At 75.8% G+C, this 22639-nt stretch carries 21 protein-coding genes; 9 read left to right on the top strand and 12 right to left on the bottom strand.

Annotation, left to right across the window (positions count from 1 at the left end; genetic code table 11):
• From VF468_19605 to VF468_19585, 5 genes are all read right to left on the bottom strand, one after another.
• A partial coding sequence (locus VF468_19605) for an aminodeoxychorismate/anthranilate synthase component II (GenBank protein ID HEX5880494.1) occupies positions 1 to 512 on the bottom strand: 512 nt, incomplete at its 3' end.
• On the bottom strand, positions 509 to 2224 hold the full coding sequence (locus VF468_19600) for a long-chain fatty acid--CoA ligase (GenBank protein ID HEX5880493.1): 1716 nt from the start codon (positions 2222 to 2224) through the stop codon (positions 509 to 511). The genes VF468_19605 and VF468_19600, both read right to left, overlap by 4 nt.
• A gap of 105 nt (positions 2225 to 2329) precedes the next feature.
• A complete protein-coding gene (locus VF468_19595) occupies positions 2330 to 3973 on the bottom strand; it encodes a hypothetical protein (GenBank protein ID HEX5880492.1) in 1644 nt (547 codons plus the stop codon).
• Positions 3974 to 3975: 2 nt separating this feature from the next.
• Entirely contained in the window at positions 3976 to 4677 is a 702-nt protein-coding gene (locus tag VF468_19590; protein HEX5880491.1) for a class E sortase, read from the bottom strand.
• Between the two features lie 43 nt (positions 4678 to 4720).
• Positions 4721 to 5329, bottom strand: a complete 609-nt coding sequence (locus tag VF468_19585) for a TlpA disulfide reductase family protein (protein HEX5880490.1) — start codon at positions 5327 to 5329, stop codon at positions 4721 to 4723.
• On the opposite strand from VF468_19585, the gene VF468_19580 reads away from it, so the two are divergent.
• A complete protein-coding gene (locus tag VF468_19580; protein HEX5880489.1) occupies positions 5328 to 5567 on the top strand; it encodes a cell division protein CrgA in 240 nt (79 codons plus the stop codon). The two genes, VF468_19585 and VF468_19580, sit on opposite strands and share 2 nt — an antisense overlap.
• Positions 5568 to 5660: 93 nt before the next feature.
• Positions 5661 to 5909, top strand: coding sequence for a zinc ribbon domain-containing protein (locus tag VF468_19575; GenBank protein ID HEX5880488.1), 249 nt, complete (start codon positions 5661 to 5663; stop codon positions 5907 to 5909).
• A 3-nt stretch (positions 5910 to 5912) separates the two neighbouring features.
• On the opposite strand, the gene VF468_19570 is transcribed toward VF468_19575, so the two are convergent.
• From VF468_19570 to VF468_19560, 3 genes are all read right to left on the bottom strand, one after another.
• Positions 5913 to 6260, bottom strand: a complete 348-nt coding sequence (locus VF468_19570) for a hypothetical protein (GenBank protein ID HEX5880487.1) — start codon at positions 6258 to 6260, stop codon at positions 5913 to 5915.
• A 7-nt stretch (positions 6261 to 6267) separates the two neighbouring features.
• Positions 6268 to 7470, bottom strand: coding sequence for a thiolase family protein (locus tag VF468_19565; protein HEX5880486.1), 1203 nt, complete (start codon positions 7468 to 7470; stop codon positions 6268 to 6270).
• Positions 7471 to 7554: 84 nt separating this feature from the next.
• Positions 7555 to 8073 carry a peptidylprolyl isomerase gene (locus VF468_19560; GenBank protein ID HEX5880485.1) on the bottom strand — a complete coding sequence of 173 codons (519 nt, stop codon included), beginning with the start codon at positions 8071 to 8073 and terminating at the stop codon, positions 7555 to 7557.
• Positions 8074 to 8288: 215 nt separating this feature from the next.
• Here VF468_19560 and VF468_19555 point away from each other — a divergent pair, with 215 nt between their 5' ends.
• Together VF468_19555 and VF468_19550 are read left to right on the top strand one after the other, a co-directional pair.
• Positions 8289 to 8903, top strand: coding sequence for a hypothetical protein (locus VF468_19555; protein ID HEX5880484.1), 615 nt, complete (start codon positions 8289 to 8291; stop codon positions 8901 to 8903).
• Positions 8904 to 9055: 152 nt separating this feature from the next.
• Positions 9056 to 10276, top strand: coding sequence for a glycosyltransferase family 4 protein (locus VF468_19550; GenBank protein HEX5880483.1), 1221 nt, complete (start codon positions 9056 to 9058; stop codon positions 10274 to 10276).
• A 14-nt stretch (positions 10277 to 10290) separates the two neighbouring features.
• On the opposite strand, the gene VF468_19545 is transcribed toward VF468_19550, so the two are convergent.
• Genes VF468_19545 through VF468_19535 form a run of 3 tightly spaced genes read right to left on the bottom strand, consistent with a single transcriptional unit; the run spans position 10291 to position 13483 of the window.
• Positions 10291 to 10434 carry a hypothetical protein gene (locus VF468_19545; GenBank protein ID HEX5880482.1) on the bottom strand — a complete coding sequence of 48 codons (144 nt, stop codon included), beginning with the start codon at positions 10432 to 10434 and terminating at the stop codon, positions 10291 to 10293.
• A complete protein-coding gene (locus VF468_19540) occupies positions 10431 to 12503 on the bottom strand; it encodes a hypothetical protein (GenBank protein HEX5880481.1) in 2073 nt (690 codons plus the stop codon). Before VF468_19540 ends, VF468_19545 begins: the two co-directional genes overlap by 4 nt.
• Before the next feature lie 38 nt (positions 12504 to 12541).
• Positions 12542 to 13483 carry a DUF3068 domain-containing protein gene (locus VF468_19535; GenBank protein ID HEX5880480.1) on the bottom strand — a complete coding sequence of 314 codons (942 nt, stop codon included), beginning with the start codon at positions 13481 to 13483 and terminating at the stop codon, positions 12542 to 12544.
• An 80-nt stretch (positions 13484 to 13563) separates the two neighbouring features.
• Between VF468_19535 and VF468_19530 the strand changes: the two genes are divergently transcribed.
• Genes VF468_19530 through VF468_19515 form a run of 4 tightly spaced genes read left to right on the top strand, consistent with a single transcriptional unit; the run spans position 13564 to position 20238 of the window.
• On the top strand, positions 13564 to 14895 hold the full coding sequence (locus VF468_19530; GenBank protein HEX5880479.1) for a hypothetical protein: 1332 nt from the start codon (positions 13564 to 13566) through the stop codon (positions 14893 to 14895).
• Complete coding sequence (locus VF468_19525; protein HEX5880478.1) at positions 14892 to 18773, top strand: alpha-(1->3)-arabinofuranosyltransferase family protein; 3882 nt, start codon at positions 14892 to 14894, stop codon at positions 18771 to 18773. Before VF468_19530 ends, VF468_19525 begins: the two co-directional genes overlap by 4 nt.
• Positions 18770 to 19153 carry a hypothetical protein gene (locus VF468_19520; GenBank protein HEX5880477.1) on the top strand — a complete coding sequence of 128 codons (384 nt, stop codon included), beginning with the start codon at positions 18770 to 18772 and terminating at the stop codon, positions 19151 to 19153. The genes VF468_19525 and VF468_19520 overlap by 4 nt, the downstream gene beginning before the upstream one ends.
• Positions 19150 to 20238, top strand: a complete 1089-nt coding sequence (locus tag VF468_19515) for a glycosyltransferase (GenBank protein HEX5880476.1) — start codon at positions 19150 to 19152, stop codon at positions 20236 to 20238. The genes VF468_19520 and VF468_19515 overlap by 4 nt, the downstream gene beginning before the upstream one ends.
• A gap of 940 nt (positions 20239 to 21178) precedes the next feature.
• On the opposite strand, the gene VF468_19510 is transcribed toward VF468_19515, so the two are convergent.
• Entirely contained in the window at positions 21179 to 21871 is a 693-nt protein-coding gene (locus VF468_19510; GenBank protein HEX5880475.1) for a class I SAM-dependent methyltransferase, read from the bottom strand.
• A gap of 74 nt (positions 21872 to 21945) precedes the next feature.
• Between VF468_19510 and VF468_19505 the strand changes: the two genes are divergently transcribed.
• The coding region (locus VF468_19505) for a zf-HC2 domain-containing protein (protein ID HEX5880474.1) at positions 21946 to 22639 on the top strand (694 nt) is incomplete at its 3' end.

The raw sequence follows: 22639 nt of genomic DNA, 5'->3' as shown, positions 1-22639 counted from the left end.
CGCAGGGCCATGACCAGGCCCTGGGCGGTCTCCCCGGTCACCTCCAGCACCTCGGGCAGGCCCTGTCGCTCCACCACCAGCGAGTGGTAGCGGGTGGCCGCGAACGGCACCGGCAGCCCGGCCAGCACTCCCGCGCCCCGGTGGTGGATTGGCGAGGTCTTGCCGTGGACCAGCTCGGGGGCGCGGCCCACCCGGCCGCCGTAGACGTGGCCGATGACCTGGTGGCCGAGGCAGACGCCGAGGACGGGGAGCTCGGCCCCGAGGTCGCGGACGACGTCGACCGAGAGCCGGGCGTCGCGGGGATGCCCCGGCCCCGGCGAGATCACCACCCCGTCCGGGTCGAGGGCGCGAACGTCCTCCGTGGTCCCGGCGTCGTTGCGCCACACGACCGTCTCGGCCCCCAGCTCCTCCAGGTACTGGACCAGGTTGAAGACGAACGAGTCGTAGTTGTCGACGACCAGGATCCGCCGCCCCCGGCCCGGGTCGCCCGGCGCAGCCCCGGTTCCGCTCATGGCGTCTCGGCTCCGCTGTCCGCCTTCTGCTCGGCCTGCTTGGCCTGCTCCTCCTCGACCAGGGCGCGGCGCAGGACCTTGCCGATCAGGGTCTTGGGCAGCTCGTCGCGGAACTCGACCGACCGGGGGACCTTGTAGGCGGCCAGGCGGCCCTTGGCGAACTCGCGGATCTCGTCGCTGGTCGCCTGCTCGCCCGAGCGCAGGACCACGAACGCCTTGACGACCTCGCCCCGGTAGTTGTCGGGCACCCCGGCCACGCACACCTCGAGGATCTTGGGGTGCTCGTAGAGGACCTCCTCGACCTCGCGCGGGTAGATGTTGTAGCCGCCGGCGATGATCAGGTCCTTCTTGCGGTCGACGATCGAGAAGTAGCCCTCCTCGTCCATCACCGCCATGTCCCCGGTGAGCAGCCAGCCGTCCTGGAGCACCTGGGCCGTCTCGTCGGGACGGTTCCAGTAGCCCAGCATCACCTGCGGCCCGGCCAGGGCCAGCTCGCCCGGCTCGCCCACCGGCATGGTCCGAGAAGGGTCGTCGGGGTCGGACACCCGGGCCAGGGTGTCGGGCAGCGGCATGCCGATGGTGCCGGCCTTGCGCTTGCCGTAGATCGGGTTGGCGATGGCCACCGGCGAGGACTCCGACAGGCCGTAGCCCTCGACCAGGCGCCCCCCGGAGAAGCGCTCGAACCGCTCGGCGACCTCCAGCGGCAGGGCGGCCGCGCCGGACAGGCAGGCCTTGATGCTGGACAGGTCGTGGCCGCCCTTCTCGACGGCGTTGTTGATGGCCACGTACATGGTGGGCACGCCCGGGAACAGCGTCGGCCGGTACTTGTCGACCGCCGCCAGCACGCCGTCGAGGTCGAAGCGGGGCAGCAGGACCAGGGCGGCCCCGATGCGCAGGCCGAACAGCAGGCAGACGGTGAGCCCGTACACGTGGAAGAAGGGCAGCACGGCCATCATGACCTCGCGGCCGGGGTCGGCGTCGGGAAACCAGGCCCGGACCTGCTCGACGTTGGCCCGGAGGTTGCCGTGGGTGAGCATCACGCCCTTGGAGACGCCGGTGGTGCCGCCGGTGTACTGCAGCAGGGCCAGGTCGCGGTCGGCGTCGACCTCGACCAGACCGGGGGCGGCCGGAGCCGACCCGAGCACGTCGCGCCAGCGCCTGACCGGCTCGTCCTTGCCGATGCTGGCGCTGGCCGCCTTGCCCTTCTTGGTGTAGGGGGCCAGCAGCCGCTTGAACCCCGGCAGCTCGTCAAGGACCGAGGTGACGATCACCTCGCGGATGGCGGTCTCGGGGCGCAGCGCCTTGACCCGGTCATAGACCAGGTCAAGGCAGACCAGCACCTCGACCCCGGCGTCGGCGAGCTGGTGACCGAGCTCGCGCTCGGTGTAGAGGGGGTTGTTCTGGACCACGGTCGCCCCCAGGCGCAGCGCCCCGAACAGGGCCACCACCGCCTGCGGGCAGTTGGGCAGGATCAGCCCGACCCTGGTGCCGCGGCCAACCCCGAGCCCGGCGAGCACGCCGGAGAAGCGCCGGGCCTGCTGGGCCAGCTGGGCGTAGGAGATGGTGCGGCCCTCGAAGTGGAGGGCCGGCGCGTGGGGGAAGTCCCGGGCGGCGTCCTCGAGCAGGCCGGCCAGGCTGGCCTTGGGCAGCTCCACGTGCTCGGGGACGCCCGGCGGGTAGTTGTCGAGCCAAGGCGTCGTCGTCTCGGGCATCGTGGGTCCCACCTCGTTTCGGCAGCCGGCTTGGCAAGCAGTATCGGCGTCGCTCGCCGTCAGGACAATCTACCTGCGCTGGCAAGACAAGCTCGGCGTCCGGGATCAGAAGTTCTCTGGAAGCACCCGCTCCAGCCACGGGAACACGTAGAACCAGCAGACCACCATCACCAGCACGATCCAGGAGATCACGGCCACGATCCGCGGCCAGGCCCTGGCCTGGCGCTCGCCGGGCTGCCGGTCCCGCCGGCGCTCGCGCGGCTCCTCGTCCGGCTCGATCTCCGGCACCGGGACGGCCCGGTCGGCGGCCCGGGTCCCGAACGCCCGCGACACCGGGTCCCGCGACGCGAACCCGGGATCGGCCATGGGCGACGCTGGCGCCTGACCGGCCGCCGCCTGGAGGCGGGAAGCGTGCGACGCCGCCCCCTCCTCGCCCGGCCCGCGCAGCCTGGCCATGCGCGACGCCGCTCCCTCGCCGGCTGGCGGCCGGGGACCGGGGCCGAGGGGCACGCCCGGCTCGCCCTCGACCCCCTCGTCGGGCCGCCAGGCCCGGGTGGACGCCGGGTCGGCCGCCCGCCTGGCCGCGGGCACGTCGGTCGGGATGGCCGAAGCCCAGTCCGCCGGCGGCGGCCCCGGCGGCACCATCGGCGGCGGCCCGGGCGGCACGACGGCCGGCCCCGGCGAGGCGAAGGGCGGTCCGGCGGGGGCCGGGGGCAGGCCGTTGCCGGAGTCCGGCTGGTCGGCCCACGGCGAGGACCAGGCGGCCGTCTGGTCCAGGTCCGGCTCGGACGGGGAAGCGGTCGAGGGGTGAGCGGAGGGGGCGGCGGGCGGCGGGGCCGCGCCGGCGCCCGGGTCGTCCAGCCAGGACGGCGGGGCGGGCGTGTTCCACTCGGCCGAGGTCGAGGGCAGCTCGTCGGCCGGCCAGACGAAGGAGCCGTCGCTCGGCTCCCAGCTCTGGGTGGTCTCCTCGAACGGCCAGGAGGCCGGCCGCGGGTCGGGCGGCCCCTGCTCGGGCAGCGGCTCGGCAGCCGGCGGCGCCTCCCAGATCGGGTCCTGCTGGCCGGCGTTGCGCCGGTACAGCTCCCCGAACAGCGCCGGGTAGTCCGGCTCGCGCCCGACCGGCTCCACCGGTTCCCAGGTCCCCGTCGGCGTGTCCACCCCGGCCGACCGCCAGCCCCCCTCGCCCGGGTCCCCCGGCGACCCGCCCCAGTCGGTCCCGGACCCGGCGTCCGGCCCCGGGCTCCCGAACGCCTCCGGCCCGGGGGCGCCGGGCGCGGGGGCGGCGGGTGCCGTGCCGCCCGGCTCCCCGTACGCGTCGGGGGCCGGTGGCCGCCACGACCAGTCGGGGTCCGGGGCCGGCGGTCCGAGGTCGGCGTCCTGTGGCCGGTCCGGCGGTGCCGGGTCGGCGGACCAGGCGTCCGAGCCGTAGGTCGTTTGGCCACCGGCTGGGTCCGGCTCGTAGGTGGTCCCGTCGGCGCCGAGCCCGTCGGAGCGGTCGTCCAGAGGCGGCGGACCGGGGTCGGGCGGCCAGGACGGCCCGGGTGGTGGCGGGCCGGGCGCGGCGGCGGGGTCGGGGCCGGTGGAGCGGCGGCCGCGGAGGGTGCGCGCCCAGTCGTCCTCCTCGTCGTCGCCCCGGGCGGCGGCCTCCCGCTCCAGCTCGGCCAGCCAGGCGGTGTTGTTGTCGAGCTCGGGATCCTGGTCGCCGCGGCGCCCCTTGGCCCGCTTGCCGCCCTGTCCCCGCCAGCTCATCGCTACGCCGCCACCTTGCCGCTGTTGGGTGAGGTGAAGCTGAGGTCGCCGAACACGATCAGCCGCTGTCGGGCCGAGTAGCGAGGATGGCAGGTGGTCAAGGTGATCGTCGCCTTCGGCTTGCCGTCCGGTCCCTCGACGTCGTCGAGCACCTGGGTGTCGGTCGGTCGGACGATGGCGGTCCGCGTGACGCTGTAGGTGTAGATCGCTTCCTTGGTGACGACGGTGATGGTATCGCCTTTGGCCAGTTCGTTGAGCCGGTAGAAGGGCGCGCCGTAGGTGGTGCGGTGCCCCGAGACCCCGAAGGTGCCGTCCTGCCCGGGCAGGACCGTGCTCGGGACGTGACCCGGCCCCTTGCGCAGCTCCTCACGGCCGACGCCCTCGACGACGACGTTGTTGTCGAGCTGGATCTTGGGGATGTCGATGACGGCCAGGGCCTTGCCCCGGGCGGGCCGCTTGGGGACCACCTCCTCGGGATCGGGGGCCTTGGCGGGGGCCGCCGCGACCGCCGACCACTCCCGCTGGAGCTCGTTGCGCAGGTCGCTCTGGCCGCGACTGGTCACGGCGTTCGTCCCCACGAGCTGGTAGACGAGGAAGTAGAGGACGAAACTTCCCATGCCGATGAACGTCCAGCCCGTTCCGCGAAGCAGCCTCCGCACCATCACCTCCGAACAGCCGGCGGCCAGGTCGAGGTCGCCAGCCATCCTACGCGGTTCCTGCCGGCAACCACCTCTCCGAGGTGTTCCGTCATGCCCCGGCGAGCAGGTCGTCAACCCTGGAGCGCAGGTCGTCGACGGTGAGCCGGCCGGCGATGCGGCCGGCCCGGCTGCCGTCCCTGGCCACGAACCAGGTCTGGGGCAGGCCCGTCACCGTCCAGCTCGCGGCCACGCCCCCGCGCAGGCCCTGCTGGTCGTACACGGTCGGATAGGTCACCCCGACCTCGTCGAGGAACCTGGCCGCCTCCGAGCGGACGTCGGAGGCGTCGACGCCGATGACGGTCACCGGCTTGCCGGCCTCGGCGTACTCCCGGCTGACCTGCTCGAGGGCCGGCATCTCCTCCCGGCAGGGCACACACCAGCTCGCCCAGAAGTTGACCACCACCACCCGGCCGCGCAGGGCGTCCAGGTCGGCCTGGAACTGGGGCTCGGTCCGGGCGACCAGGGGCTGCGCCCCGAGCGGCTCGGCCACGGTGGTGGCCGCCGGGCGGTCCGCCCCGCCGCCCGCGCACCCGGCCAGGCCGAGGCAGGCCAGCAGCGCCACCGTCGCCGCGAGGCGACCGGCCGAGGTACGATCATTGGTCGTCGCCGCCCTCCCCCGCCGGGCCGGGCGGCGCCCCGGGAAAGGAACCTTCCGCATGCCAAAGTCCCGCTCCAAGCGGCGCCGGTACCAGCCGCCGCCCCGGCCCAAGCCGAAGCCGTCGCCGCCCTGGGTCGGTCCCACCATCGTCGTCTGCCTGCTCCTGGGTCTCGTCTACATCCTGCTGTTCTACATGCAGATCCTGCCGCCGTTCATCGACGACCTGGGCAACATCAACCTGGCCATCGGGTTCGTGCCCCTCATTGTCGGGCTGCTCCTGGCGACGCGCTGGACCTGAGCAAGCTACGGCGCTGACCTGCCGAACTACACCTCTGTCATTTCTTCCCCAGCTGGGGATAAGGCTGGGGACAACCCGCCGGGAGGCCTGTGGATGCCCGTCTACGAGTATGCCTGCCGGGCCTGCGGCGCCTCCGAGGAGCATCTCCAGCCGCTCGGCAGCGACGCCCCCGGCCCCTGCCAGGCCTGCGGCGGCGAGCTGCGCCGGCGCTGGTCCCGGGTGGCCGTCAGGTACCAGGGCTGGGGCTTCACCAGCACCGACAAGCTGGTCGGCGACGACCGCCGCGACCAGGACTTCCGCGCCCTCCGCGACCGCGCCGAACGCATCGCCGACGGCGAGTGAGCCTCAGTTGAACCGCGGGTCCGGGTCGCTCGACGGGGTGGGGACGCGGCGCAGGACCATCTTCTCGGCGCAGTGGCGGGGCGGCGCGTCGGTGCCCTTGCGCAGGAGGACCAGCTGCTCCCCGCAGGTCTCGCAGGCGAACACGAGCAGGGTCCCCTCCTCCGCGACGTCCACCGGCGGCCCGGTCGGCCCCTTGGTGGTCGAGTAGCCCCGGAACACCGCCCGCCCGGTGGCCAGCACCAGCCCACCGAGCAGCAGCGCCACGACCACGTCCCCCCGCCCCAGCGCGACCAGCACCACGGCCACGACCACCGCGGCCAGCAGCCCCAGCCGTACCCAGCTCCGCCGCACCGGGGCCCTACCCGTCCAGCCGTTCGAGCACGGTCGCGTTGGCCATGCCGCCGCCCTCGCACATCACCTGGAGGCCGTAGCGGCCGCCCCCGCGCTCCAGCTCGGCGACCAGGTCGGTCATGATCCGGGCGCCGGAGGCCCCGAGGGGATGCCCGAGGGCGATGGCCCCGCCGTTCGGATTCACCCGGTCCCAGTTCGGCTCGACCTCGCGGCCCCAGGACAGGACGACGCTCGCGAACGCCTCGTTGATCTCGATGACGTCCAGGTCGTCCATGCCCAGGCCGGTCTGCCGCAGCACCCGCTCGGTGGCCGGGATCACCCCGGTGAGCATCAGCACCGGGTCGACCCCGGCAAGGGCGAACCCCGCGAACCGGGCCAGGGGCCGCAGCCCCAGCCGCTCGGCTGTCTCCCGGCTGGCCAGCAGCAGCGCGGCCGCCCCGTCCGAGATCTGGCTGGAGTTCCCCGCCGTCACCTGCCCATCCGGCCGGAAGGCGGGCTTCAGCCCGGCGAGCTTCTCCATGGAGGTGTCCCGCCGCACCCCCTCGTCGGCCCGCACCAAGGTCGGGCCGCCGCCCTCGCCCCCGTCCGGCCCGGGGACCTCGACCGGGACCAGCTGACGGTCGAAGCGGCCGGCGTCCTGGGCGGCGGCCGCCCGCCGGTGGGAGCGGAGGGCGAACTCGTCCTGCTCCTCGCGGGTCAGGCCCCACTTCTCGGTGATCAGCTCGGCCGAGATGCCCTGGGGGACCAGGCGTCCCTGGTAGCGGTCGTGCATGGCCGGCCCGAAGGGCACCCCGGGACCGCTCATGGTCGAGCCCATCGGCACCCGGGTCATGTGCTCGACCCCGCCGGCCACCACCAGCCGGTAGCCGCCGGCCATGATCCCCTGGGCGGCGAACTGGACCGCCTGCTGGGAGGAGCCACACTGCCGGTCGATGGTGGTCGCCGGGACCTCCTCGGGCAGCCCGGCGGCCAGCCAGGCGTTGCGGGCCACGTTCAGCGACTGCTCCCCGACCTGGGACACGCAGCCCATGATCACGTCGTCGACCAGCACCGGGTCGACCTCGCTGCGCTCGACCAGCGCCCGCAGCACCACCGCCCCCAGGTCGACGGCATGCACCCCGGCCAGCGCCCCGTTGCGCTTCCCCACCGGCGTCCGCACCGCCCCGACGACAACCGGCTCCAGCCCCGGCTCCTGTGCCCGCGCCTGCATGTGTGCCCCTTCCGCAGTCCTGCTGCAGCGAAGGTGGCACTGCCCGCCGCCCTCGTCAACCAGGCGGCGCGGGCCCGGCGTCGGCTACTCGGCCTGCTCGATGGTCACGCGCTCGAGGCGGAGCTCCTCGATCGGGCGGTCGCTCCGGTCACGGTCGACGGCGGCCATGGCGTCGACCACGTCCATGCCCTCGACGACCTCGCCGAAGATGGTGTGCTTGCCGTCGAGCCACGGCGTCGGCACCTGGGTGATGAAGAACTGCGAGCCGTTGGTGTTGGGGCCGGCGTTGGCCATGGCCAGGTAACCCGGCCGGTCGAAGCGGTGGGGGCCGCCGACCTCGTCCTCGAACTGGTAGCCGGGGCCGCCACGGCCGGTCCCGAGCGGTTCGCCGCCCTGGATCATGAAGTTGGGGATGACCCGGTGGAAGATCGTCCCCTCATACAGGGGGCCCTGCTCCTGGGCGCCGGTGGCCGGGTTGCGCCACGGCTTGCCGCCGGTGGCCAGGCCGATGAAGTTCTCGACCGTCTTGGGGGCGGTGTCGGGGAACAGGCGGACCCGGATGGGCCCCTTGGAGGTCTCCAGGGTCGCGTAGGTCTCGGCCACGCACGTCTCCTCGCCGTCGAGGCTGGCGCCCGGTAGCGGCCAGCTCCTGGTCGGCGGCCACCCTACCGAACCCGGGCCGCCGGCTCACGCCGGTGCCGGCGGCCCCGTGACCAATTCGAGTCGCGAGCGCCGCCGCACGGTTGCACGCCCGCATCCGTGCCGTGACCGCACCGGTGGATCCTCTGGCCAGGAGCTTTCCTGAGAAGGTGATCGTCATGCGGCTCGTCCGGACCCTCGTTGTCAGCAGTCTCGCCGCCCTCGTCCTCGCCCTGGCGGCCGCGCCCGCCGGCGCCCAGGAGACCCCCACCGTCGTCGACGTCCGGGCCGGGCGCCACCCCGGCTTCGACCGCGTGGTCTTCGAGTTTCGCGGGGCCGTGCCCGAGCACCGCATCGACTACGTCGACCAGCTCGTCCAGGACGGGTCCGGCAACACGGTGGCGGTGGCCGGCGAAGCCGACCTCGAGGTCGTGTTCGAGGGCGCCAACGCCCACGAGCTGGAGGGCGGCACCCCCACCGTGAGCCCGCGGCGCTTCTCGCCCGGCCTGCCCGCCGTCAAGGAGCTCGCCCAGGTGGGCGACTTCGAGGCCGTCGTCAGCTACGGCATCGGCGTCGACCGCGAGCGCCCCATCACGGTGGCGACCCTGTCCGGGCCCTCGCGCCTGGTCGTGGACATCTCCACCGCCGGGACGGGCGGCTCGGCCGGCGACGACGGGTCCGGCTCCCTTCCCTTCACCGGCTCACGGACCCCGGAGCTGCTCGTCACCGGGCTCGCCCTGCTGGCCACCGGGGCGGCCGTGCTGGCCCTGGCCCGCCACACCCGTACCGCGTAAGACGTCGCCGGGGGACCGGGGGCCTCCGGCGACCACCCGAGGCAGCCGCTCTGCACCCAGGGCGGCTGCCTCGCCTTGCGCCCGGCTTTCCGCCGCCAAATCCGTCGAAAGCCGTTCAAACCCGGATGGAAGTGGGATAGCGTCACCGGCCGATGACGGCCGATCCCGCGCACGAGCCTCCGAGCCCGCCCGGTCCCGGACCCCGGCCTGGCGTGCTCATCCTCAACTGGCGCGACACCACCCATCCCGAGGGTGGCGGCTCCGAGGTCTTCGTGGAGCGGGTCGCGGCCGGGCTGGCCGCGCAGGGCCGGCCGGTCACCCTGTTCTGCGCCGCCCACCCGGGCGCCCCCACCGGCGAGCAGGTCGGCGACGTCCGGGTTGTGCGCCGCGGCGGGCGGCTCACCGTGTACCTGCACGCCTGGTGGGCCCATCTCACCGGCCGCCTCGGCGGGCACGAGGTGGTGGTGGACGTTCAGAACGGCATGCCGTTCTTCGCCGCCCTGTGGTGCCGGCGGCCCCTGGTCGTCCTCGTCCACCACGTCCACCGGGAGCAGTGGCGGGTGGTCCTGCCGCCGCTCCAGGCGCGGGTCGGCTGGTGGATCGAGTCCCGGCTCGCCCCGCGGCTCAACCGGCACGCCCGCTACGTCGCCGTCTCCGACGCGACCCGCCGCGAGCTGGTCGGCCTGGGCGTCGCCCCCGCCGCGGTCACCGTGGTCCACAACGGCACGGCCCTGCCGGGCCCGGCCGCGGCCGTCCCCCGCACTCCCTACCCGTCGGTCTGCGTGCTCGGCCGCCTGGTCCCGCACAAGCGGGTCGAGCTCGCCCTGGAGGCCGCCGCCCGCATCCGCCCCCACCTGCCGGAGCTGAAGGTGCTGGTGGCCGGGCAGGGCTACTGGGAGCCGCGCCTGCGCGAGACGGTCGAGCGCCTCGGCCTCCAGGACGCGGTCGAGCTGCTCGGCTGGGTGGACGAGGAGACCAAGCAGCGGCTGCTGGCCAGCTCCTGGGCCCTGGCCATGCCGTCGGTCAAGGAGGGCTGGGGCCTGGCCGTGCTCGAGGCGGCGGCCAGCGGGACCCCGACGGTGGCCTTCCGGGCCGCCGGGGGGCTGCGCGAGTCGGTGGTGCATGGCACCACCGGCCTGCTCGCCGACGACCTGGAGGAGTTCACCCGCCACCTGGCCTGGGTCCTGCTCAACCGGCACCTGCGGGAGCGGCTCGGCGAGGCGGCCCGGGCCCATGCGGCCCGCTTCACCTGGCCCGAGGCGGTGGCCGGGTTCGCGGCGGTGCTGGACGCGGCGACCGCCGCCCACGGCCAGCCGGCGGACGCCCAGGTCCCCGCGGGGGAGGAGCCGGCCGCCGGCCGGGCGACCGCCTGACCAGGTTCGACCAGCTAGCGCGACCCGTAGACGACCAGGGGCTTGGTCGAGACCGAGGAGGCGTTCTGGCTGGAGACCAGGACCAGCGAGGCGACGAAGGCCAGGACCAGCGCACCGGCGGCCAGCGCGGCCAGGGCCCGCAGGGTCAACCCGCTCATTCGGGACCTCCTTGGCGATGTCGGGCAGAGGATACCAACCGGCGCGGTCGGAAAGGAAGGGTCGGACCGGCGCAAACCCCGATGAGCACGGCCACGGCCAGCAGGTCGGCCGCGACCACGGGGGCGGCCGGAGGGGTCGGGAAGCGCACCTCGGCCGGCCGCCCCGGCACCCGGTAGAGAGCCAGCTCGGGCCGGTCGAGGGCCGGGACGAGGCCGTCCAGGCGCGCCGTCCAGGCCCGCCAGTCGCCCTCCTTGAACACCAGCACGTAGCGGATCCCGGCGCCCGGCAGGGCCGGCGGGGCCAGGGGCGCGGTGCCCCGGACCAGGGGGCCGAGGCGGCTCCCGTGGGGATCCTCGCCGGGGACGGTGAGGCCGACCAGCTCCAGGTCGTCGTTGCCGACCGCCCGGCGGGTGAACCAGCGCTGGGCCGGGTCGAGCACCACCCGGTCGCCGTTCCAGGCGAACGGCTGGTAGAGGTGCCAGGGCAGGACCAGCACCGCACCCGGGGCCGGGTCGGCCGCCATGGCCGCCCTGGCCTCGGCGAAGGCCGGCGGGTAGTCGACCGCGGCCAGCCGGCCGGCCCCGCCCCAGGCCAGGGCGGGCAGCAGCAGCACCGGCGCGGCGACCAGACCGACCGCGGCGGGTCGGGCCCAGCGCACGGGCAGGGCGGGAAGCAGCCGCTCGACCCCGAGCCCGAAGCAGACCGCCTCCACCACGGCCAGGGGGGCGACGAACTTGTGGCTGTCACGGACCAGCCCACCCCCGGGAAGCTCCGTCACCACCAGCTCGACCAGCGCCCGCAGCCCGGGCACGGCCGGCGCCGCGGCCAGCACCAGCCCGGCCCCGGCGGCCACCAGCAGCCCCACGGCCACCCCCGGCGGCCAGCGCCGCCACAGCAGGGGCAGCCCGGCCCCGGCCACGCCCAGCACCACCGCCAGCCCGGCCAGCCACGGCCAGGTCCCGACCCCGGGCGGCACGGCCAGAGCGTTCCAGATCCCCCCGAGCCCGACCAGGCTGCCCACCGTCCCCAGCGGCCCGTCCGGCCGGGCCGCGAACGCCTCGACCCCCTCCGGCCGCACCGGCACCCCCCCGGGCCGCAGCAGGCTCGGCACCAGCCAGGGCAGGTTCATCAGCAGCCCCACCACGGCGACGATTCCGATGCCGGGGAGGGGTCGGGACCCGGGCTGGGGTGGGGACGCAGGCCAGGGCCGGGGGGCGGCCTCCAACCCGGCGACCCGCGGTTCGGCCCCCCGGAGGGGGAGCGTAGCCGAACCGGCGATCGGGTTCCCGCGGCTGTCCACAGCCCCCGATTCCACCGCCTCAGGCCCGGGTCCCGACCCTCGCCCTGACCCCGCCTTTCGCCCGGAACCCGCCCACCCCGCCCCGGACCCCGCCCCCGGGCCGGACCCCGCCCCTGCCCTGGGCCATCGAGGGGCCGCGGCGACGCACAGGGCGATGGCGGCCGCGATCAGGCCGCCGGCAGGGCTGCCGGCGGCGGCGACGGCCAGGGTCAGGACCAGGCGGCGGAGCACGCCGGGCCTGCCCGCCCGGAGGTCGATGGCGGCGCGGGCGACCCAGGGGAGGGCGGCGTAGGAGACCAGCAGGCCCCAGTGGCCCATGATCAGGCGTTCGTACAGGAACGGGTTCCAGGCGTAGAGGGCGGCCGCGGCCACCCTGGCCAAGGGGGCGGGCGAGGGAACCAGGCGGGCGGCGCCGGCGGCGGCGCCAACGAACACCCCGGCGAGCAGGAGCTTCTGGACCAGGTCGGCCGGGACCAGTCGGCTGGCCAGGGCGACCAGCAGGTCGGCCGGGACCGCCCGGGCCACGGCGGTGTCGAGGCCGAGCAGGCCGCGGGTGAGGTCCAGCCGGGGGACGAACACCATGTCGTAGGTGAGCACGTACCCCCGGACCAGCAGCGGGCCGAGAGCGAGCAGGGCGAGCACCACGCCGACCAGGACCCCGACCCGGCGACCGACCCACCCGGGCAGGGTTGGCCCACCCCCCTCCGGCCCCCTTGGCGCCAGGTCCACCGGGTGGCCTGGCTCGGGGCCCGCGGGCTCGCGACCCATCGGCTCCGGGCGCTCCAGGCCCTCGGGCCTTGCCCTGGTCAGACCGCGTCGGCCGGGCGCTGCTCGCCCCGGGCGACCCGGCGGCCCTCGGGGGAGCGGAGCAGGACCAGGCCGGCCGCCACCGCGATCAGGCCGAGGAACAGGGCCACCGCCGGGAGGATGGTGCCGAGCAGGCGAAGGCGGGTGGCGCCGCTGGCCGCGTCGTCGGCGTTGGCGCTGACGGTGGCCTCGTCGTAGGTGAGGGTGCCGTCGAGCAGGGTCAGGACCTGCTCACCGCCCGGGGTCTCCAGCACCTGGGAGACGTCCTGCTGGGCCTTGACGATGATGCCGGTGGCCGGCTCGACCCACAGGGTCTTGAGGTTGGTGTAGATGATGTTGGTCTGGAGGCTCGGGGTGTCGGGGTCGCCGGCCAGCGCCCCGGGGATCTCCTGGTCGCCGACGTCGAGGCGGTCGATGCGCTGCTCGAACCGGTAGACGTCGACGCCCTCGAGCCGCTCGGTCCGGGTGTAGGCGGCGGGCAGGGCCCGCTGGGCCGGGCCGTCCCAGAACTGGTAGGTGGTCTTCTCGGTGCCGAACGGGAACTTGAGGGTCAGGCCCTGGTGGCGCGGGTTCTCGCCGCAGCACTGGACCGACTGGGCGGTCACCCGGTCCAGCGCGATCCGCTCCTGGGTGGCGGTGATCACGCCCTGGTCGGCGGTGTCGATGGTGCTGTTGAAGGAGTCCCAGACCGCCACCTCGTCGGTGCCGGCGGCGACGTCGCCCCGGACGACCCGCTTGTTCAGGAGCTGGGCGCCGGTGACCTCCTCGAGCCGGTCGGGGCTGCGGTTGAAGTAGGTGCCGGTCCCGGTGGCCACCGGCGTCGAGTACTGGTCGAGCGGCGCCTTCTTCAGCCGCGGGTAGGCGTAGAAGCGCTCGAACAGCCCGAAGAACAGCAGGAACAGCCCAACGAAGACGAGGACGAAGCCGACCCGGCGCGCCATCGCAGCCTCCCTACCAGCCGGTAACAACCGGGCTTGAACACTACACAAACATTGCCCGAAAAGACATAGACTGCGCAGTTGTGACCGAGTCCGACACGGCCGTCCCGCGCAGCCGGTCCCTTCGCCGGGATGCGCTCGTGCTGGCCGCCGGCATGGCCGTGGCCAACGCCGGCAATTACGCCTTCAACGTGGTCATGGCGTTCCTGCTCGGGCCCGAGGCCTACGGCGCCCTGGCCGCCCTGCTCGCCCTCGTGCTGGTCGGCAGTGTCCCAGGGCTGGCCCTCCAGGCGGTCGTGGCCCGGCGCACCACCCTGGCCGGGGGGACCGCCTGGCCGGGAGTGGGGTGGCTGGTCGGGCGGGCCGGGGCCGGACTGGTCGTCCTCACCGTCCTGCTCGGGCCCGGGCTGGTGCTGTTCCTGCACCTGGACTCGGCCGTACCGGTGGCCTGGCTGGCCCTGGCCCTGGCCCCGACCCCGCTGCTGTTCGCCGTGCAGGGACTCCTCCAGGGCCGGGAGCGGTTCGCCGCCCTGGCCGCCGTCATGGTCACCGGGGCCGCCGTCAAGCTGGCCGCCGGCCTCGCCCTGGTCGCCGCCGGCCTCGGCGTCAGCGGCGCCATGGCCGGGGTCGCCGCCGGCGCCGTCCTCGCCGCCCTGGCGGGCCTCCGCCTCGCCACCACCGCACCAGGAGGCGCGGACAACCCGGCGCCCGTGGACCCGGAGCCGGCGCCCCGACCGACAGCGCCGGGGGGTGTGGACAACTCGGCGCCCTCGACGCCGGGCACCGGCCGCCCAGGGGCCGGGTGGTGGCGGGAGGTCGGAACGGCCACGACCGGGCTGCTGGGGTTGTTCCTGCTGGCGAACGTGGACGTGCTGCTGGCCCGGCACTACCTGGACCGGGCGGCCGCCGGGCGGTATGCGCTGGGGGCGGTGGTGGCCAAGATCGCCTTCTGGGCGCCTCAGTTCGTGGTCACGGTGATCTTCCCGCGGCTGGTCGGGGCGGCTGACCCGCGGCGCCTGCTGGGTGGGTCGGCGGGGCTGATCGCCGGGTTCGGCGGGCTGCTGGCCGGCGGCCTCGTCCTGGCCGACGGGCTGGGGCTGATCGTGCCCGTGCTCGGCGCCGGCTACGCCGGGCTGGGGCCGCTGCTGCCCCTGTTCGCCGCCCTGGGCACCGCCCTGGCCCTGGTCCAGCTGCTGCTGTTCGAGGGCATCGCCACCCGCGACCGGCGCATGGGCCGGGCGGTGGCGGTCGCCCTGGTCGCCGAGGTCGCCCTGGTCGCCGGCCCCCTCCACGGCAGCGTGGCCCAGGTCGCCGGCACCGCCCTGGCCGTGGCCGTGGCCCTCGCCGCCGCCGGCTGGTGGCTGCTGCGGCGCCGCCTGAGCCGCCCCCCGGCCCCGACCCCCGTGGTTCCGTGAGCAGCGACCTGGTGCGGGTCCGGCGGCCCGAGGAGGCCGCCCCGGAACCGGAGGCGCGGCGGGCCATGTCGTGGGAGGCCCTCGCCTACCTGGTGCTCGGCCTGCTGGTGGGCACGGCCGTGGTCGGCACCGACCAGGGCTGGTTCACGCCCGACACCAAGCCGGAGGTCTACCTGGCCCCGGCCCGGACGCTGGCCAGGACCCTGTCCACCTGGAACCCCGACCCGTACCTGGGCCAGCCGAACTTCCAGACCGGCCTGCTCCCGGTGAGCCTGGCCGTGACCGCCATCGACGCCCTCGGCCTGCCCGCCTGGCTGGTGCTGCGGGTCTGGCGGGGATTGCTGCTGCTGGTCGCCGGCTGGGGCGTGGTCCGGCTGTTCCACCTGCTGGCCGGCGAGCGCTCCTCGGCCGCCGGGCGGGTGACGGCGGCGGCGGTGTACGTGGCCAACCCGTACGTGGTCGTGGCCGGCGCGACCCTCCCCGTGCTCGTCCCCTACGCCCTGCTCCCCTGGCTGCTGCTCGCCCTGGTCCGGGCGGTGCAGGCCCCGGCCGAGGCCTCTCCGGCCGAGGTCGAGGCCGTGCGGCCTGCACCCGTCCCTTCCCGGTGGGCGTCGGCCCCGGGGTCGTGGCGCTGGCCGGCCGCCTTCGCCCTGATCTTCCTCCTGATGACGGGCATGAACGCCGGCGTGGTGGCCCTGTTCATGTGCCTGGCCGTCCCCTCCTACCTGCTCTACCTCCGGCTGACCGAGCGCACCGCCTGGCGCCGGCTCCTGGGCCCCACCCTGCGCTGCGCCGGCCTGGCCCTGCTGGTCTCCCTGTACTGGCTGGTCCCGGCGGCCATGGCCGGGGAGACAGGCGAGGCCGTGGCCGCCTTCACCGAGCGCCCCGAGAACGTGGCCAGCACCTCCTCCTACGCCGAGACCCTGCGGCTGCTCGGCTTCTGGGTGATGTACTTCCAGCAGGACGGCCGGCTGGCCATGCCCGGCGCGGCCGCCTACCTGACCAGCCCGCTGGCCCTGGTGGCCAGCTTCGCCCTGCCGGTCGTGGCCGCCGCCTGCGCCCTGCTGGCCAGGGCCAGGGCCCGCGCCCTGGCGGTGCTGCTGCTGGCCGTGGCCGTCCCGGTGATGGTGGGGCTGTTCCCGCCGGCCGCCCCGACGCCGTTCGGGCGGCTACTGTCGGCCGCCTTCGACCGGGTCCCGGGGGCGATCGCCTTCCGCACCACCAACAAGGCGGGAGCGCTGGTCGCGCTGGCGTACGCGCTGCTGCTCGCCCTGGGGGCGGCCGAGCTGTTCCGCCGGAGCGCCAAGGCCGAACGACCGTGGCGGGGGGTGGCGGCCGCCGGCGTGGCCGTGATCCTGGCCGTGTCGGTGCTGCCGGCCTGGACGGGCGGGCTGTACCCGATCCGCTACCAGGTCCCCGGCTACTGGCACCAGCTGGCCGCCGACGTCAACGCGGGGTCGGCCGACACCCGGGTGCTGCTCGCCCCAGGGGCCAGCAACACCGCCTACCGCTGGGGCATGGAAGGGCCCGACGACGTCAACCTGTCGCTGCTGTCGCGGCCCTCGGTGGTCCGGACCACCGTGCCCAACGGCTCCTTCGAGCAGACCAACTTCCTGGCCGCCCTCGACCTGCCGCTGAGCACCGGCGACGCCGACCCCGAGGTGGTCGCGGCCATGGCCCGCTACCTGGGCGTGGCCGAGGTGGTGGTCCGCAACGACCAGCGCTGGGAGGCGTTCGGCGGGCCGCGGCCCTCGGTGGTGGCCGAGCGCCTGGCCGGCGACCCCTCGCTCGACCTGGTCCAGTCCTACGGCCGCCCCGGCGAGCACACGGTGGCCCCGGTCTCCGACTTCTACCCGCCCGACCAGGCGCTGGCCGACGCCGACCTGCCGCCGCTGCAGCGCTACGCCGTGGCCCGGCCCCGGCCGATCGTCCGGACCGAGCCGACCCGGGGGGCGATGCTGGTCGACGGCGACAACTTCGCCATCGGGTCGCTGGTCCGCCTCGGGCTGGCCAAGGGCGAGCCGGCGTTCCGGCTGCTCGGCTCCGTCACCCCGGCCGAGCTGGCCGAGTCGCTGGCCGGCGGAGCCCGGGTGGTGGTCTCCGACAGCAACCGGCGCCGGGCCTGGGGCAGCTTCCGCACCGGCCAGAACTACTCGCCCACCCTCCGGGCCGACCAGCCGCTGCCCACCTCGACCCTGACCCTGTTCGGCGACCCGGACAGCCAGACCGTCACCCGTCTGGAGGGGGCGGCGTCGGTGACCGCCACCGGGTCGGGCTCGCTGCTCACCGCCACCCCGTTCGGCAAGCCGGAGCACGCCTTCGACGGCGACCGGCGGACCGCCTGGACGACCGGCGACTTCGGCGGCGCCGTCGGCCAGTCGGTCACCGTCCGCCTGTCCGAGCCGGTCGAGGTGGGGTCGATCATGCTCCGCCCGGTGCTGTCCGAGCCGGGCGTGGAGGTCGCCGGGGTCCGGGTCCGGGTCGACGCCGGCGCCGTCGAGGTCCCGGTGCCGGCCGAGCCCGAGGTCCGGGTCGACGTGCCGGACGCCACCACCACCAGCGTGACCGTGGAGATCACCCAGGTCCGCGGGGTCGGCCTCAACCCGGTGGGCTTCTGGGAGATCGGCGTGCCCGGGGTCGAGGTCCGCCAGGTCGCCCGCCTGCCCCGGACCCTGCGCCGGCTGGCCGGCGCCCTCCCGGAGGCCGACCGGGCCCGGCTCGACGCCGCCCCGATCGACGTGGTCCTGACCAGGGCGGCCGGCGAGGCCGGCGACCGCTTCCACGACGAGGAGCGGGTGCTCGACCGCGAGCTGTGGCTACCGGCGGCGCGGGACTTCACCGTCGGCGGGCTGGCCGCGGCCGGGCCGGGGCTGCCCGACCCGGTGGTGGACCGGCTCGCCGGCGCCTCCGGCAGGGTCGTGGCCAGCTCCTCCTCCCGCTTCTTCGACGAGGTCGGGGCCCGGGCCTCCCAGGCCCTGGACGGCGACCCGGACAGCGCCTGGGTGCCGGACGGCCGCGGGCCCGGCGAGTGGATCGAGCTGCGCCTGCCCGGCGAGCGGCTCGACCACGTCGACGTGCTCCAGTCCGTGCCCAAGGGGCTGGTCGGGGTGGACGCCATCACCGCCGCCGAGGTCTCGGTCAACGGCGGCACGCCGTTCCTGGTCAACCTGAAGCAGGGACGGTCCCGGGTCGACTTCCCCGAGACCAGGGTGCGGCGGCTGCGGCTGACCATCGACAGGGTGGCCGGGCTGGGCGGCCAGGTGCGGATCAGCGAGCTGACGGCGGGCCGGGCCCGCATCCCGGCGGCGCCGTCGTCGCGGCCCCTGCGGGGCTGCGTCGAGCTGGCCAGGGTCGACGGCGACCCGCTCCAGGTGCGGCTGGCCGGCACCGTCGGTGACCTGGCCGCCGGCGAGGCCCTGCCCGTCCGCGGCTGCGACGGGCCCCTGCGGCTCGGCGCCGGCGACCACCGGGTCCGGTCCAGCCCCGGCTGGCTGGTCGACCTGCTGGGGCTGTCGTCGCCGGCCCCCGCCTCGCGGCTGGCACCCCTGCCAGCCCCGGCCGCCCTGCGGGTCACCGAGCGCTCGCCGGCCGGCATGACCGTCCACGCCGGGCAAGCCGGTGGCCCCTACTGCCTGGTCGTCGGCCAGGGCTACGACCGGCGCTGGCGGGCCACCATGGACGGCCGGCCGCTGGGGCCGCCGCTGCTGCTGGACGGCTACTCGGTGGGGTGGCGGATCACCGACCAGCGACCCCACCGCTTCGAGGTCGCGTTCGCGCCCCAGCGGACGGCCGGGTGGGCGTTCGCGGCCTCGGCGGCCGGGCTGGTCCTGGTCGTCGTGCTGCTGAGCGGGTGGCGGCCGCGGCGGTGGCGGCCATGAGCCTGCGGACGGTGCTGGAGCGGGCCCTGCTGGTCGGGGTGCTGTGGCTGCTGGGCGGCGGGATCGGGCTGGTCGCGGGGGCCGCGTTCGTGGTCTACGACCTGGTGAGCCGGCCCACGCCCAGGGACCTGCTGGTGATCGCCGTGCTGCTGCTCGGCCTGGTGCCGCTGGTGGTGCTGGCCCGGGGCCTGCCGGCCGCCGACGCGGTCGGGCCCGGGTTCGTGGAGGGCAACCTGGTCGCCCACTACCTGGCCGGCGCCGGCCTCGCCCTGCTGGTGATCGGGGTCCTGCGTGAGGTCCGGGGGGCGACGGCCGGCGGCGAGGACGACGGCGGCTCCGCCGCGGCGCCGGCCCTTCCCCCGCCGGAGGAGCGGCCGTGACGCCGCTGGTGTCGGTGGTGGTTCCGACCCGCAACGCCGGGCGCACGATCGAGACCTGCCTGCGGTCCGTCCGGGCCCAGACCTGGCCGGCCCTGGAGCTGATCGTGGTCGACAACGGCTCCACGGACGCGACCTGGGCGGTGGCCGAGCGCCTGGCCGACCTGGCCCTGCGAGGCGGGCCGGAGCGCAGCGCCCAGCGCAACCTCGGCATCGACCACGCCGCCGGTGAGTGGGTGTGCTACGTCGATGCCGACATGGAGCTCGGCCCCGAGGTGGTCGAGCGGGCCGTCCGGGCCGGGGCGGCGGCCGGCGCGGTCGGGGTGGCCATCCCCGAGGAGTCGGTCGGGCCGGGGTTCTGGACCCGCTGCCGGACCCTGGAGCGGCGCTGCCTGCGCGACGAGCCCGAGCTGCTCTGGCCCCGGCTCGTCCGCACCGGCTACCTGCGCGACACCGGCGGGTTCGCCCCCTGGCTGACCGGCACCGAGGACGCCGAGCTGCACCGGCGCATGCTCGACCACGGGGCGCGGATCGCCCTGTCCGACGGGCTGATCCTGCACCACGAGGGCCGCCTCACCCTGGCCGGGCTGGCCGGCAAGCGCTTCTACTACGGCCGCGGCCTGCTCGCCTACCGGCGCGCCCACCCCGGCGCGCTGGCCGCCCAGGCCAGGGCGGCCACCCGCGCGGTGTGGCGGCACCGCCGCCGCCTGCTGGCCGAGCCGGTGGTGGCGGCCGGGATCGCGGTCATGCGTTCGGTCGAGCTGGCCGCCTACCTGGCCGGTGCCGTGGCCGGCCGGCACGACGACGCCAGTCAGGAACCCGCCGCCAGCCGGTCCACCAGGTCGGCCAGCAGCGCCTCGGCATCCTCCGACGACAGGTCCCTGGCCCGCACCGACACGGTGGCCACCCCTCCGGCCAGCCCGACCGCCCCCACGGCCACCGCCGAACGCCCCCTGGCCACCGGAAGGAAGTCCAGCCGGGTCGCCCCCGGCACCTCCCGCCGCCCCAGGTTGGACACCAGCAGCGAGTCCGAGAACCGCCCGGCCACCGGCTCCAGCAGCCACCCGAACCGCGGCGACCACACCTGATCGAGCGGTTCCCTCGGACTCGCCAAGGCCGCCGCCAACGCCGGCCCGGACGGTTCCCCGGGCGTCAGGTCGAGCCGCCGGTACCGCGACGAGTTCCCGGGCAGGGCACCGGTTCCCCCTGGGAGCGGATCGGCCTCTCCTCGGACCGCGCCGCCTTGCCCTTGGGACGTACCGGCTTCCCCTTGGAGCGCGCTGCATCTCCCCTCCGGCCCGGCGAGTCCGACGTTCACCCCGACCCGCCGCCAGGGCCGCCCGAGCCGTTCGTTGCGCGCCCCGGCCGCCGCCACGGCCGCGTCCACCAGCCGCGCCGTCACCCCCGCCCCGGCCAGGTCGACCTCCCGCACGACCAGCGTCTCCCGCCCCGGCCGACTCAATGACGGCGCCACCCGGTCGGCCGGCCGCACCAGCCGCCCCACCAACCCTCGTAGTTCCGGGGCCGGCCGCCGCCGCCCCGAACCGGCGATCGGGTTCCCGCGGCCGTCCACAGCCCCCCGATCGGGGTCCAGATCCCCGCTGTCGCGGCCGACACCCTCCTGCTCCGCGCCCCCGACCAGGGCCGTCAGCAGCGCGAGCAGCCCGAGGCCGTCGAAGGCGGCATGGTGGCAGGCCGCGGCCAGGCGCCGACCACCCGACCCGACCACGACCCGCAGGGGAGGCTGGGTCGCCAGGTCGAAGCGGCCGACCAGGGCGAGGGCGTCCAGGGGATCGCCGTCGACGATCAAGGCCTCCGCGGGCGAACCCGGGTGCCAGACCTCACCGTGGAGGCGCGCCCCGGTCATCGGGACCACCCGGTGGAGGGCGGCCAGCCGGTCGTCGAGTCGGTCGACAGGGTCGGCCAGGGTGGCGGCGGCCACCACCGCCCAGGTGGTCCGCCGGTCGGGGAAGCGCAGCAGGGCCAGGGCGTTGGCCGAAGCCGGCGCCGGCAGCCCCGGACCGCCCGCTATCGCCGGACCCCCGAACCAGACCCCGACCCCGGACCGGACCCGGGTCCCTGGCCGAACCCCGCCCCCGACCCACGCGATCTCCCCAGGTACAGCACTGTCGGTGAGCACACCGCGACCCGCCGCGCGACTGCATCAAGAGGCCGGCACCACATCCGCTGGCGCCAGTGCTCGGCGAACCCGAGCGGGTGAAGCGTGTAGGCGAACCGGCCGCTCCGGTTGAGCTCGGCCAGCAGCCCGCCCAGGCGGTAGCGGAGGACGTGGGTCGGGTCCACGTGGGCGTGGGGGAACAGGCGGTTGGGGACGGTGATGACGACCTTGGCGGTGGCCGCGGCCTCCAGGGCGTCCAGGGTCGGGCGCAGCTCCGCCCGGGGAACATGCTCGATGAGCTCGCTGCAGAACACGACCTCGGCGGGGTCGAGGTGCTCGGCCACCCTCGCCACCGGGGCGCACACCACCCGGTCGTAGGCGCCGGTGGCCTCGGCCTGGCGGCACAGGGCCGGGTCGTGGTCGATGCCGGTCACCGAGGCCGCCCGGCGGCGCAGGGCGGGGCCGTACAGGCCCGAGCCGCAGCCGGCGTCCAGGACCGAACCGGCCCCGGCCAGCTCTCGCTCGATCAGGGCGACCATCCGCCCGTCGACCCGCCGGTCGAGGTAACGCCGGGTGAGCCGGTGGTCGATGCCCTCCGCCATCCTGCGCGGCAGTTTACGATGACCCGTGCCTGGCGGAGGCAACCGCGGACCCCGGCCGGCACGGAGACGAGCACATGAACGACCATGTCCACGACGAGCTGCCCGCGCTGCTGGCCGGCGAGCTCCCGCCGGAGGCGGCGGCCGCCGTGCACGCCCACCTGGCCGCGTGCGACCGCTGCCGGCTGGAGCTGGCCGCGGTCGCGTTCGCGGCCGGGGAGCTGCGCTCGACCGCCCGGCTGCCCTTCGCCGACCCGGCCGAGCTGCCGCCCCTGCGGCTGACCCCGCCGGCCGCGGCCAGCGTCGAGCGGCCCTCCGAGGTCCCAGGGCCGCCCCTCGAGCTGCCGGCCGGGGCCGGCCAGCGGGTCGGGCCGGCGGCGGTCGTGCTCGCCGCCACCGACGACGGGCTCGACCCCGCCTACCAGGCGACCCGCCAGGCCGCGTACGCCGTCGCGGCCCGGGAGGGCGCCCGGCTGGTGCTGTTCGACCGCTCGCCCGAGCTGTACCTGCTCGACCCCTACGAGCGGGCCCGCGGCAACGGCGGCCCCCGGAGCTCGCTGCTCAGCCAGCGGGCGGCCAGCCGCGCCGGCCGGCCGTACCTGGCCGACCAGCTCGCCGAGGCCCGCCAGCTCGGCCTGGACGGCGCCGCCTGGGTGGCCCGCGGCCACGGCCCCGACGCCCTGGCCGCCGCCTGCGAGGTGCTGGAGGCCGAGCGGGTGGTGCTCCCGGCCGTGCTGGCCACGCCGCCCCTGATCGACCGGGTCCGTGGCC

The sequence above is a fragment of the Actinomycetota bacterium genome (assembly GCA_036280995.1).
In the GTDB taxonomy this organism is placed as follows: domain Bacteria; phylum Actinomycetota; class CALGFH01; order CALGFH01; family CALGFH01; genus CALGFH01.
This window is presented reverse-complemented; position numbering and strand designations above follow the sequence as displayed.

Bases quoted from the DNA above. Each gene is read 5' to 3' on its own strand.
- VF468_19600 (HEX5880493.1), bottom strand. From the start codon at position 2,224: ATGCCCGAGACGACGACGCCTTGGCTCGACAACTACCCGCCGGGCGTC.
- VF468_19595 (HEX5880492.1), bottom strand. From the start codon at position 3,973: ATGAGCTGGCGGGGACAGGGCGGCAAGCGGGCCAAGGGGCGCCGCGGC.
- VF468_19590 (HEX5880491.1), bottom strand. From the start codon at position 4,677: ATGGCTGGCGACCTCGACCTGGCCGCCGGCTGTTCGGAGGTGATGGTG.
- VF468_19580 (HEX5880489.1), top strand. From the start codon at position 5,328: ATGCCAAAGTCCCGCTCCAAGCGGCGCCGGTACCAGCCGCCGCCCCGG.
- VF468_19585 (HEX5880490.1), bottom strand. From the start codon at position 5,329: ATGCGGAAGGTTCCTTTCCCGGGGCGCCGCCCGGCCCGGCGGGGGAGG.
- VF468_19575 (HEX5880488.1), top strand. From the start codon at position 5,661: ATGCCCGTCTACGAGTATGCCTGCCGGGCCTGCGGCGCCTCCGAGGAG.
- VF468_19565 (HEX5880486.1), bottom strand. From the start codon at position 7,470: ATGCAGGCGCGGGCACAGGAGCCGGGGCTGGAGCCGGTTGTCGTCGGG.
- VF468_19555 (HEX5880484.1), top strand. From the start codon at position 8,289: ATGCGGCTCGTCCGGACCCTCGTTGTCAGCAGTCTCGCCGCCCTCGTC.
- VF468_19550 (HEX5880483.1), top strand. From the start codon at position 9,056: ATGACGGCCGATCCCGCGCACGAGCCTCCGAGCCCGCCCGGTCCCGGA.
- VF468_19545 (HEX5880482.1), bottom strand. From the start codon at position 10,434: ATGAGCGGGTTGACCCTGCGGGCCCTGGCCGCGCTGGCCGCCGGTGCG.
- VF468_19540 (HEX5880481.1), bottom strand. From the start codon at position 12,503: ATGGGTCGCGAGCCCGCGGGCCCCGAGCCAGGCCACCCGGTGGACCTG.
- VF468_19535 (HEX5880480.1), bottom strand. From the start codon at position 13,483: ATGGCGCGCCGGGTCGGCTTCGTCCTCGTCTTCGTTGGGCTGTTCCTG.
- VF468_19520 (HEX5880477.1), top strand. From the start codon at position 18,770: ATGAGCCTGCGGACGGTGCTGGAGCGGGCCCTGCTGGTCGGGGTGCTG.
- VF468_19510 (HEX5880475.1), bottom strand. From the start codon at position 21,871: ATGGCGGAGGGCATCGACCACCGGCTCACCCGGCGTTACCTCGACCGG.